Genomic DNA, 228 nt, shown 5'->3' with positions numbered 1-228 from the left:
AGGGCGGGGCTGTCCGAGTACGCATTAAAGACTGCCTCGTAGGCAAGGTGCCCTGAACCGCGGGCCGAGGCCGGCAAATTGAACCAGCGGTCAAAGTTGGCGCAGACGGCTTCGGCGTTGAAGGGCTGGCCGTCATGGAACGTCACACCCCGGCGCAGCTTAAAGGTGTAGGTCCGGCCGTCTTCGGACTGGCTCCAGCTTTCGGCCAGCAGGGGGGTGGGCGCGGAG

The 228-nt window shown here is 65.4% G+C and carries 1 protein-coding gene; it reads right to left on the bottom strand.

The features are described 5' to 3' along the window. The coding region (locus tag SB754_RS23500; protein WP_410784638.1) for an ABC transporter substrate-binding protein at positions 1-228 on the bottom strand (228 nt) is incomplete at both ends.

Source organism: Leifsonia sp. SIMBA_070, from assembly GCF_046534635.1.
Lineage (GTDB): Bacteria > Actinomycetota > Actinomycetes > Actinomycetales > Microbacteriaceae > Leifsonia.
This window is presented reverse-complemented; position numbering and strand designations above follow the sequence as displayed.